An 11,038-nucleotide genomic window follows, 5' to 3' on the forward strand; every position below is an offset into this window, starting at 1 on the left:
CCCGAATCGAAAGATGTAACGAGCAACCAGGAAGCCCGTGGACACGAGCGAGAGCACCGACGGCAGCGCCGCGGCACGGCCCGACACCTCCGCCCCCGCGGCGCGGCCGTCGGGCGGCTGGCGCCGCTGGGCGATGGACACCCGGCCCCTGCGCCGCCCCGCCTACCGCAGGCTGTGGTCCTCGACGATCGTCACCGCGGTCGGCAGCCAGCTCACGGCCGTCGCCGTGCCCAAGCAGATCTACGACATCACGCACTCCTCCGCCTGGGTCGGCTACGCGAGCCTCGCCGGGCTGCTGCCCATGGTGGTGTTCGCGTTGTGGGGCGGCGCGGTCGCGGACACGGTGGACCGCCGCAGACTGCTGCTGGTGACCAACATCGGCATCGCGGTCACCTCGCTGCTGTTCTGGGCGCAGGCCGTCGCCGGTATGGACTCGGTGGTCGTCCTGATGGTCCTGCTCGCCGTGCAGCAGGCGTTCTTCGGCCTCAACTCCCCGGCGCGCAACGCCTCCATCGCCCGGCTCGTCCCCGCGGAGGAACTGCCCGCGGCGAACGCCCTCGGCTCGACGGTGATGCAGACCGGCCTGGTGGCGGGGCCGCTGCTGGCCGGCGCCCTGATCCCGGTCGTCGGCCTGCCCGAGCTGTATCTCATCGACGCCGTGGCGCTGTGCGTCACGGTCTGGGCGGTCGCCCGGCTCCCCGCGCTGCCGCCGCTCGGCAAGGCGTCGGCCCGGCGGGCGGGCCTGCGGGAGGTCGTGGCCGGCTTCCGCTACATCTCCCTGCACAAGGTGCTGTTGCTGTCCTTCCTCGCCGACATCGTCGCCATGGTGTTCGGCATGCCCCGCGCGCTGTTCCCGCAACTGGCCGCGGAGACCTACGCCCCCTACGGCGAAGGTCTGGCGCTCGGCGTGCTGTTCGCCGGGATCCCCGTCGGCGCGGTGCTCGGCGGGCTGTTCTCCGGCACGTTCTCCCGGGCACGCCGGCACGGCTGGATGGTCATCGCAGCGGTGGTCGGCTGGGGCGTGGCCGTCGCGGGCTTCGGGCTGAGCCGCAACCTGTGGATCGCGCTGGCGTTCCTCGCCGCCGCGGGCGTCGCCGACATGGTCTCCATGGTCTTCCGCGGGGCGATCCTGCTGTCCGCCGCCACCGACGAGATGCGCGGGCGCATGCAGGGGGTGTTCACGGTGGTCGTCGCGGGCGGCCCGCGCCTGGCCGACGTGCTGCACGGCACGGCCGGCTCCGCCTTCGGGCCGCGCGCGGCCGTCGTGGGCGGGGGGCTGCTGGTGGTCGCGGTGATGCTGGCCCTGGCCGCGGCGGTGCCCGCGCTGCGCCGCTACCGCGGCTGAGGCGCGCGCTACAGCGCGCTGCGCCGGTGCAGCGTGTACTGCTCCATGAGCTTGCTCCGCGTCAACTCCAGGCGGTGGGCGAGGATTTCGGCGACGGTCCGCACCAGTGACAGCCCGAGCAGCGGGTCCTCCACGCTGAGCGCGAGCACCGCCGAGGCGTCGTACTCGTAGGCCCGTACGAAGCTGAACGCGACGGCGCCGAAGTCCCAGGTGTACGGCGGGAAGAGCCACGACCAGCCGAGCAGGTCGCCGGCGCCGAGGCCGGCCACCGTCACCCGCTGATGGGTCGTCACCTGCTGGTCGAGGTTGACCGCGCCCGACCGGATCACCCAGAACCGGTCGGCCGTGCCACCGGCCTCGAAGATCCTGGTGTCCTCGGGGAAGGACACCTCCCGCGCCAGCTCCATCAGGCGTTCGCGCTGCGGTTGCGGGAGGGCGGTCAGCAGTTTTATCGCTTTGGTCATGGCGCAGGGCTCCTCGCGGGCCGGGGATTTCCGGAGTTCTCCCTACGCCCATTTCAGCCGCTGCCGCCGTCCCGGGCACCTCGGGGACGGTCCATCGCCCGGGATCCTGCCCGGCGGGCGGAGAAGAGCCCTGGCTGGAGGGGCGTGAGCAGCCAGGACGGCACCCGGTGGCCGGAGGGGGCCGGCGCGGCCGACCGCTCTCCCGGTATGGGTGAACGGTAAACCATCCCCTGGTGTGCCCGGGCGCCGCGGACCGGGGCGCGTGACCGGCGTCGGTGTCCGGCCCGGGTCCGGCGCGGCCAGGGCCTGCCGCCCGCCGGCCGCGGCCTTCGGCTCGCGGCCTTGGTCCGTGTTTGTTCCCCCTGCGCAAGGGCAGACGGAGTGTCGTGCTCCGAGGCGCGCCCCACGGGAGCGGTACGACCCCCTCCCCGAAACCACTGTCCAGGAGCGATAACCGCATGCTCACCCAACTGTCCAAAGGAAAGCGGCCCCACGACGACGCCCCCGACACCGCGGCCCTGTTCGCCCGGCTCGCCGAGTCGGCCGACGGCCCCAGCCGCGACGAAGCACGCGAGGAACTGGTGACGGCCTGGCTGCCCATGGCCCACCGGATCGCCGGCCGGTTCCGCGACCGCGGCGAGTCCGTCGAGGACCTGCGGCAGGTGGCCGCGCTCGGCCTCGTCAAGGCCGTCGACCGGTACGACCCGGCCCGCGGGCCCTTCGAGAGCTACGCCGTGCCCACCATCACCGGAGAGATCAAACGGCACTTCCGGGACCGGATGTGGGCCCTGCGGGTGCCCCGCCGGGTGCAGGACCTGCGCAACCGGGTGCGTCTGGCCCGTCGTGAACTCACCCAGCACCCCGGCGCCACCGAGCCCTCCGTGACCGACATCGCCCGCCACACCGGCCTCACGGAAGAGGAGGTCGGCGCCGGCCTGGAGGCCCTGGAGAGCTTCAGCACCCTGTCCCTGGACGCCGAGCCCGCCCCCGACGGCGGGGGACACCCGCTCGCGGACGTCCTCGGCGCGGCCGACCCCTCGTACGACGTCGTCGTCGACCGCGAATCCGCCAAGGAGGGGCTGCGGCGGCTGCCCGAGCGGGAACGGGCCATCCTCTACATGCGCTTCTTCGAGGACATGACCCAAAGCCGCATCGCCGACCGCCTCGGCATCTCGCAGATGCACGTCTCGCGTCTGATCAGCCGCAGTTGCGCCCGCGTCCGCGACGAGGCGCTCGGCCGGCGCGGCACCGGCGGCCCGGCGTCCGACTGAACCACCGCCGCACCGGGCCCAGTTGGCGTATCGCGTCCCCTTGGCTTCCCACGCTCACGTGGCTTCCCACGCTCACGTGGCTTCCCACGCTCACGTGGCTTCCCACGCTCACGTGGCTTCCCACGCTCACGTGGCGCCCCACGCTCACGTGGCGTCCCGTACTCATGCGGCGTCGTGTGCTCACTTCGTGTCGCGCGCGACAGGCACCCGCAGCGGGCGGGCCAGACCCACCACCGCCTCGTCCAGCCGTTGCAGGTGGCGCAGCACCCGGTCGGTCACCTGCCCGTAGCGCGGGGCGGCCGGCGTGCCGGGCCGCAACAGGGACGCGATGCTCGGGCCGGTCTCCACCTCGGCCGCCGTCTGCCCGTCCCTGACCCGCGTGGCGATCGCCTCGATGTTGTGCACGATCCGGCTGCCCGCTCCGCGCAGCCGTGGGTCCGCCGCCATCGTCGGCTTCGACGGCAGCAGCACGGCGGTGGCCGCCAGGGACCGGGCGTGGTAGGCGCATGTCTCCAGCAGCGCCACCAGATAGCGGGCGGTGTCCCTGCGCGACCGCAGCGGCGTGATCGGGTGGGTGAGCGGCTGCGCCGAGGACCGCAGGTCCGCCAGCGCCTGGTCCAGCTCGCGCGCCCGGTCCAGCAGGTCCGCCGGGGGTGCCCCGCTCAGCTGGTCGACCGCGGACCGAGTGACGTCCGCCAGCCGGTCCAGCACGGTGACCAGCAGTTCGTTGGTACGGCGGTCCGTGGCCACCGGCAGCACCACCGCCGCCGCGATGATCCCGCAGGCCGCGCCCAGCGCCGTCTCCTCCACCCGCAGCACCAGGACGGCCAGGCTGTAGGTGTTGAGCAGGGTGTACAGCAGCCCCAGCATCGCCGTGACGAAGAACGACATCAGCGTGTAGGACAGCGGGGCCGTGTAGAACATCGCGAAGATGAACAGCAGGACCAGCGCGAACGCCGTCCACGTGTGGTGGCCGACGAGCCCCGCGAGCCCGATGCCCGCCACCACACCGAGCACCGTGCCCAGCAGCCGCCGGTAGCCCTTCACCAGGATCTCGCCCGTCGACGCGGTGTTGATGAACACGATCCAGCAGGTCAGCACCGCCCAGTACCAGCGTTGGCTGGACAGCAGCTCACCGCCGGCGATGGCGAGCGCCGATCCCACGGCCACCTGCACGGCCGAGCGCGTGGTGGGCCGCCGCAGCCCGGTGGGCCCCGCCTCGTCCGCCGCGCGCTCCTCGCTGCCGCCGATCGCCGCGTCCTCCGTGTCCAGCTCCTCGCGCGAGCGGGTCGTCGCGGGCGCGTCGTCGGACTCGTCCTGCGGCCCTTCCAGGGCGACGCGCAGCCCGAGGACGGCCCGTGCGGCCTCGCCCAGGCCCCGGAAGACGTCCTGCACGGCGGGCGACGCGTCCGGCAGGTTCTCCTCCTCCCGGTAGCCGAGCAGCCGGTTGCGGACCCGGGACAGCGCCGTACCCCGGTCCGCGCCGGCCGGCCGCAGCACCAGCAGGCGCAGCGCCTGAAGATCCCGGCGCAGCGCCGTCATCGTCTCGTCCCGCACCAGCGGTGCGACGCCCGAGGGCAGCGGCGCGCCCGGCAGATGCAGGGTGAGCGTGTTCGCGCGCTCGGCGCTGCGCGCGGTCAGCAGCATCAGTCCGAGCCGTTCCGCGGCGATCTCGGCCTCCGCGATGCGCCGCTGGAGCAGCCCCGCCACCGCCTCGTCCGAGGTGCCGTCCGCCAGCCGGCCCTGGATCATCAACGCGCTCTCGTGCAGCCGCGCGGTCCTGACCCGGACCGCCTCCAGGGCCTTGTCCATGTCGTCGGGGCCGGCGTCCAGCAGGTCGATCTGGGCCGCGACCAACTGGGCGAGCCGGGCCCGGAAGGCCCGGCGCAGCCGGTCGAGGATGCCCGCGGGCGTCTGCGCCACCAGCACGAACCGGGCCACCGCGCTGCATCCGAAGGCCAGCACGAGCGCCCCGTACAGCCCCGGCAGCAACGGCACGGTCGCGCGCACGAAGAGGGAGAGGAAGTAGACCTGGAAGCCGATCAGGCCGAGCGCCGTGCCCCGGTCGCCGAACCGGCGGCCGTAGACCGCGCAGAAGATGAGCGCCACGAAGAACAGGTCCCCGATCACCACGCTCGTGCTCAGCAGCGCGCCGAGCGACACGGAGACCAGCGCCACGGGCAGGCCCAGCGCCAGCGTCACGGCCTGCCGGTCGCGCCGCTTCTCACGGATGGCGAAGGTGGCGACCATCGCCGCCATGGCCCCGGCCACCAGATGGGTGACACCGGCCCGCAGCAGCGCCAGAGCGAGCAGGGTCAGGGCGATGGCCGTCACCGTGCGCAGCCCCGCGGTGAGCCGGAGCAGCCCGGGGTCGGAGGCCGCGAGCCGGTCCCAGGGCTCCGCCCGCACCGACCGTTCCGCTGTCCTCACGCCGGCGCGCTCTCTCCCGTGTTCCCTCGTGATCCGCGACATGATCTGCGACCCAGCATGGCACGGCCACGGACCGCGCCGGACCCCGGTACGGGCCTGTTTACCGGACCCTGATGCGGCCCCGGTGCCGGACGCCTCCGGGGGCCGCCCGCCGGCGCCCGGCGGGTGCCGGGTGCCCGGTTCAGTCGGCGGGGCTGTCCAGGGCCCGGCCCGCCACGTGCGCCCGCACCTGGTCGGGCGTCAGATACGCGTTGGTGTACTCGAAGTCCTTGAGCTTCGCGGGGCGGCGCGCCTGGAACCCGGTGCGCACGAAATCGTCGCCGCCGATGGCGTTGAGCAGCCAGTTGGTCATGACCCGGGTCTTGGCGACATTGGTGCGCAGCGCCGACCAGTGGTAGCCGCGGGCGACGGCCTGGGCGGGCAGACCGCGCAGTTCGACGCCCAGCGGCTTGGAGACGGCGTCCCGGCCCCCGAGGTCGACGACGAGCCCGAGGTCACGATGCACATACGGGCGCAGCGGCTGGTTGCGCAGCGTCGCGATGACGTTGTCGGCGACCCGCTTGCCCTGCCGGATGGCGTGCTGCGCGGTGGGCGGGCAGACCGCGCCCTGCTCCGGCTTGGCCTGGTCCGGCACGGCGGCCGCGTCGCCCAGCGCGAACACCCCGTCGTGCCCGGGCAGCGTCATCTCCGCGGTGACCGCGAGCCGCCCGCGCACGGTGTCCGCGCCGAGCGTCGAGATCAGCGGGCTGGCGACGACCCCGGCCGTCCAGATCAGCGTCCGGGTGGGCACCACCCGGCCGTCGGTGAAGGTGACCTCACGCGGGGCGGCCTTCGCGATCGACACCCCCAGGGAGATCTCGATCCCGCGCCGGCGCAGGATCTCCTGGGCGCTGCGGCCGAGCTTGTCGCCCAGCTCCGGCATCAGCCTGGGCGCGATGTCGATCAGATGCCACTTGATCAGGGCCGGGTCGAGCCGCGGGTAGCGGCGCAGGGCGGCGTGCGTCAGACGTTGCAGACAGGCCGCGGTCTCGGTGCCGGCGTAGCCGCCGCCGACCACCACGAACTGCAGCCGCGCGGCGCGTTCGGCGGGGTCGTCGCTGGCGTCGGCGAGGTCGAGCTGAGAGATGACGTGGTCGCGCACATAGGCGGCCTCCGCGAGGGTCTTCATGCCGTAGGCGTGGTCGGTCAGGCCCGGAATGTCGAAGGTGCGGGTCACACTGCCCGGGGCGAGCACGAGGTAGTCGTACGGTTCGTCGACGACCTTGTCGGTGATCGTCTGGACGACGCACACCTTGGCCCTCAGATCCACGCCGATGGCGCCGCCCGGGATGATCCGGGTGCGGTACCTCCTGCTGCGGCGCAGCGAGAGCGCGATCGACTGGGGCGTCAGCACGCCGGAGGCGACCTGCGGCAGCAGCGGCATATAGAGCTGGTACGAGTACGGCGTCACCAGCGTGACGTCGGCCTCGCCGGGGGCCAGCTTCCGCTCCAGGCGGCGAACGCACTCCACACCGGCGAAGCCGGCGCCCACCACCAGGATCCTGGGTCGTGTCACGGTGTCCATCCCTTCTGCGGCTCCGGGCGGGGCCGGTCCGACGCGTTCCCCCGGACCGGATCGCCGCTGCGCACCACACCGATCCCACCGCGCCCCGGGTGGTTACGCCACCGGGAGCGGCAGGCACTCGAACGCGTGGGCAACCGTCTGCCCCGCCAGGAGGCGGAGTAACCAGCGCGCCGCCCGCCATGCACCCGATGGGCCGCACGACGGCCGTGCCGGACCACCGCCACAGCGCCCGCGACGGTCCGGGGCGGGGCGGCGCCCGGCTGTCTGCGCGAGTGGGCCACACGAGGGCCGCGGGGACCGTAGAGTGCGCGCCATGGCGCAGACACGGCCCGGCCCGGGCTTTCGCACGCACGGCGGCGGCGCGGCCGACCTGGTGTCCCTGACCGGCGCGCTCGACGCGCAGGATGCCAACCCGGGGGTGCGGCGGCTGCGGGCCTGGGCCCACGAGGCGCTGGCCGTCAAGGGCGGCGAGCGGGCGCTGGACGTCGGCGCCGGAACCGGCTCGCAGACCCGGGAACTGGCCGCCGCCGTCGGCCCCGACGGCCATGCCCTCGGCGTCGAACCGGACCCCGGGCTGCGCGCGGTCGCCGAGGAGCGGTCCGCCGGCACCCGGGCCCGCTTCGCGCACGGCGACCCGCTGGCCCTGCCCGTTCCCGACGCCTCGGTGGACGTGGTCTGGTGCGAACGCGTCCTGCAGCACCTCGCCGAGCCGGACCGGGCGGTCGCCGAGATGGCCCGGGTGCTGCGCCCCGGCGGTCGGGTGGCGCTGCTCGACACCGACTGGGCCACCACGGTCCTGCACCCCGGAGACCCGGAGATCACCCGGGCCCTGGCCTCCGGCGCCCTCACCGGCGCCGCCAACCCGTACTCGGGGCGCCGGCTCGTCGGCCAGGCCACCGCGGCCGGCCTCGTGGTCGACGACCGCGGCTGCGCGGCCCTGTTCCAGGACCACCGGTCGGTCGCCTGGCCGATCATCGGCATGCTGGGCGATTCGGCGGTGCGCCGCGGACTGCTCACCGAGGCCCAGCGGGACGCCGCCTACGCCACGCTCGCCGAGGCGGCCGAGCGGGGCGGGCTGCACCTGTCCGTGACGATGTTCGGCGTGGTCGCGCACCGCCCCGGGTGACGCCGTGCCGCGCGCACGGTCCGGCCCGCCCGCTCACCAGGGCAGGAAGGCGTGGATGTCCTTGCCGCCGTCGGTGACCACCACACTGACCTGGTCGCACAGCGTGTCCACGAGCCGCCACCCGACGCCGCCGCCGCCCGTGCGCGGGGTGAAGGGCCGCGGCTCGGGACGCACGGTACTGGTGTCGTGCATCGTGATGTGCACACCGTCGAACGTGCGGCGCATCCTGAGGGCGAACGGCCCCGGCGCGTACTGCACGGCGTTGGCGGCCAGCTCCGTGACCACCAGCAGGATGTCGTCCCAGTACTCGGGCGCGGACGGCGGTGTCCGGCGAGCGAGGTCGCCGAGGAAGCCCTGCGCGGCGAGCCGGGCACCCGTCACGTTGCGCAGCTCGCCCGGGAAGGAGACCCAGCGGTCGAAGGCGTCCTCCGAGAGGGGTGTGTTGTTCCGTCGTCGTCCGGTCGCCATTGTCATCCCCAGCGCCGTGTGAACCGGACTGCTGTCCCGGCCTTCTTTCTCTCCCTGGGCTGGGTTCCCGCGCGCGGCCCGGCTACGCCTCCCCTCACCGGAACACGCTGTCCGAGTCGTCCCAGTCGGCCGGTTCCTCCCGCGGCGGCCGCCGCAGGGCGTCCGAGCGTGTCTGGTACATCGCGTCGATCTCGGCGGCGTAGTGCCGGACGATGGCGTCCCGGCGCAGCTTCATCGACGGCGTCAGCAGCCCGTTGGACGTGTCGAACGGCGTGGGCAGCACCCGGTGCACCCGGATGGACTCGGAGCGTGACACGGCGCTGTTGGCGGCGGCCACGGCCCGCGTGATCTCCTCCCGCAGCGCGTTCTCCTCCCGCGCTTCCCGGCCGGGCGCGTCGCCCTGCAACGCCGGCGCCGACCGCCAGTGCGCGAGGAATTCCGGGTCCAGGGTGATCAGGGCGCCCACACACGGCCGGTCGTCGCCCACGACCACCGCCTGGTGGACGAGGGGATGCATGCGCAGCCGCTGCTCCAGCGCGGCCGGTGCCACGCTCTTGCCGCTGCTGGTGATGATGACGTCCTTCTTGCGGCCCGTGATGGTCAGATGGCCCTCGGAATCCAGCCGCCCGAGGTCCCCGGTGGCCAGCCAGCCGCCGCGCACCGCCGCCCGCGTCGCCGCCTCGTCGTTGACGTAGCCCTGGAACACCGACGGGCCGCGCACCAGGATCTCCCCGTCCTCGGCGATCTGGATCCGGGTGCCCGGCAGGGGCTGCCCCACGGTGCCCGACTTCTCCCGGCCCAGCGGCTGCATGGTGATCCCGCCGCCCGACTCGGTCAGCCCGTAGCCGTCGTTCACATAGATGCCGATGCCCTCGTAGAAGAGGGAGAGCTCCCGGCTGAGCGACGAGCCGCCCGAGGTGGCGCGGACCACCCGGCCGCCCAGCGTGGCCCGCAGCCTGCGGTACACCGTCCGCTCGTACAGGGCGTGCTGGAGCCGCAGATCGAACCCGGGTCCCGCGCCCGTGCCCAGCCGCCGCCGCTCCTCGGCCGCGGCGAAGTCCCGCGCCGTCCGCGCCGCCCGCTCGAACAGCGCGCCCCGGCCGGCCTGCTGGGCCGCGCGCAGGAAATTCTTGTACAGCTTCTCGAACAGCGACGGCACCCCGTAGAAGTACGTGGGCCGGAAGGTGCGCAGCGCCGACGACAGCGCCGCGTCGGTCATCTCGGGCTCGTGGCCCAGCAGGATGCCGCCGCGCAGGCACAGCACCTGGATCATGAGCCCGTACACGTGCGAGAACGGCAGGAAGGCCAGCACGGACGCCTGCTCGCCCGGCGGCGCCGCCGTGTGCGCCCAGCCCGCGAGCAGCGTGTCGCACGGATACGCCAGACCGCGGTGGCTCAGCGCGCAGCCCAGCGGGCGGCCCGAGGTGCCGGAGGTGTAGGCGACGACCGCGGTCGAGTCCGGCAGCACGATACGGCGCAGCGACTCCACGGTGGTCAGCGGGATGGCCGCGCCCCGCTCCACGAGCTGCGGCAGCGCGTCCGTGTCCAGCTGCCACACGTGCCGCAGCCGTGGCAGCCGCGCGCACAGGGTGCCCACCGTCATGACGCCCTGTTCGTCCTCCACCAGCACGGCCACACAGCCGGCGTCCCGCAGGATCCACTCGACCTGCTCGCGCGAGGAGTGCGGATGGATCGCCACGATCTCCGCGCCCACCGTCCACAGGGCGTGGCCGAACACGGTCCACTCGTAGCGGGTGCGGGCCATCACGGCGACCCGGTGGCCCGGGGAGATTCCGCAGGCGACCAGGCCCTTGGCCAGGTCCACCACCTCCTCCCGCAGTTCGACGGCCGTCACCTGCCGCCATCCGGCCGGGGCGTCGTCCCTGCGGCAGGCCAGCACCGGCAGGGTGGGATCGCGGGCCGCGGTGTCGAAGACGGTGTCGGCGAGCCCGCCGGTCAGGCCGGGGGCGAGGTCTGGCGCGAGGGCGAGGTCGCGCATGCGCTGCTCCTGGAATGTACGGAGGGTGACGCCGTCGAACACCTTTGTGGTCGACGGTGCTCGAATCTAGCCCAGGCGCGCGCGATTGGGGTCCGGATCGGGGAACTGATCGGATCGGTCCGCGGGAGCCGGCACCAGCCACACCGTGGCGAGCGGCGGCAGGGTGAGACACAACTGCCCGTCCTGCGGCACGAGCAGACCCCGGTCGGTGACATCTCCGCCGCCGTAGCGCGCGCTGTCGGTGTTGAGCGCTTCGCGCCAGGCGGGAACGCCCTTCGGCACGGCGAGCCGGTAGTCGTGGCGGACGACGGGGGAGAAGTGGGAGACCGACAGCAGGGGTGTCCCGTCCGCGTCGTATCTCAGGAAGGCGA

Annotated in this window: 9 protein-coding genes; 3 read left to right on the forward strand and 6 right to left on the reverse strand. The window is 73.7% G+C overall.

Annotation, left to right across the window (positions count from 1 at the left end):
* The first annotated feature begins 37 nt into the window (after positions 1-37).
* Positions 38-1,345 (forward strand): MFS transporter, encoded by a 1,308-nt coding sequence (locus tag ACIRFL_RS35650; protein WP_404037191.1) that lies wholly within the window; start codon positions 38-40, stop codon positions 1,343-1,345.
* A gap of 8 nt (positions 1,346-1,353) precedes the next feature.
* On the opposite strand, the gene ACIRFL_RS35655 is transcribed toward ACIRFL_RS35650, so the two are convergent.
* Positions 1,354-1,809 (reverse strand): cyclic nucleotide-binding domain-containing protein, encoded by a 456-nt coding sequence (locus ACIRFL_RS35655; protein WP_404037194.1) that lies wholly within the window; start codon positions 1,807-1,809, stop codon positions 1,354-1,356.
* A gap of 458 nt (positions 1,810-2,267) precedes the next feature.
* On the opposite strand from ACIRFL_RS35655, the gene ACIRFL_RS35660 reads away from it, so the two are divergent.
* The gene (locus ACIRFL_RS35660; protein WP_404037197.1) at positions 2,268-3,080 is read left to right on the forward strand and encodes a SigB/SigF/SigG family RNA polymerase sigma factor; all 813 of its coding nucleotides are present in this window, start codon (positions 2,268-2,270) and stop codon (positions 3,078-3,080) included.
* Between the two features lie 180 nt (positions 3,081-3,260).
* Here ACIRFL_RS35660 and ACIRFL_RS35665 read toward each other — a convergent pair whose 3' ends face one another.
* Positions 3,261-5,510 (reverse strand): FUSC family protein, encoded by a 2,250-nt coding sequence (locus ACIRFL_RS35665; RefSeq protein ID WP_404037199.1) that lies wholly within the window; start codon positions 5,508-5,510, stop codon positions 3,261-3,263.
* 181 nt (positions 5,511-5,691) lie between these two features.
* Positions 5,692-7,074, reverse strand: a complete 1,383-nt coding sequence (locus tag ACIRFL_RS35670) for an NAD(P)/FAD-dependent oxidoreductase (protein ID WP_404037202.1) — start codon at positions 7,072-7,074, stop codon at positions 5,692-5,694.
* A 313-nt stretch (positions 7,075-7,387) separates the two neighbouring features.
* Here ACIRFL_RS35670 and ACIRFL_RS35675 point away from each other — a divergent pair, with 313 nt between their 5' ends.
* Positions 7,388-8,200 carry a methyltransferase domain-containing protein gene (locus tag ACIRFL_RS35675; protein WP_404037205.1) on the forward strand — a complete coding sequence of 271 codons (813 nt, stop codon included), beginning with the start codon at positions 7,388-7,390 and terminating at the stop codon, positions 8,198-8,200.
* 33 nt (positions 8,201-8,233) lie between these two features.
* Here the strand turns inward: ACIRFL_RS35675 and ACIRFL_RS35680 are convergent, their stop codons facing one another.
* From ACIRFL_RS35680 to ACIRFL_RS35690, 3 genes are all read right to left on the reverse strand, one after another.
* Entirely contained in the window at positions 8,234-8,668 is a 435-nt protein-coding gene (locus tag ACIRFL_RS35680) for an ATP-binding protein (RefSeq protein ID WP_404037208.1), read from the reverse strand.
* Between the two features lie 94 nt (positions 8,669-8,762).
* Positions 8,763-10,667 (reverse strand): AMP-dependent synthetase/ligase, encoded by a 1,905-nt coding sequence (locus ACIRFL_RS35685; RefSeq protein WP_404037211.1) that lies wholly within the window; start codon positions 10,665-10,667, stop codon positions 8,763-8,765.
* 66 nt (positions 10,668-10,733) lie between these two features.
* Positions 10,734-11,038: alpha amylase C-terminal domain-containing protein (locus ACIRFL_RS35690; RefSeq protein ID WP_404037213.1), on the reverse strand; the 305-nt coding region annotated here is incomplete at its 5' end.

The organism is Streptomyces sp. NPDC102462, from assembly GCF_044765425.1.
Classification (GTDB): Bacteria; Actinomycetota; Actinomycetes; order Streptomycetales; family Streptomycetaceae; genus Streptomyces.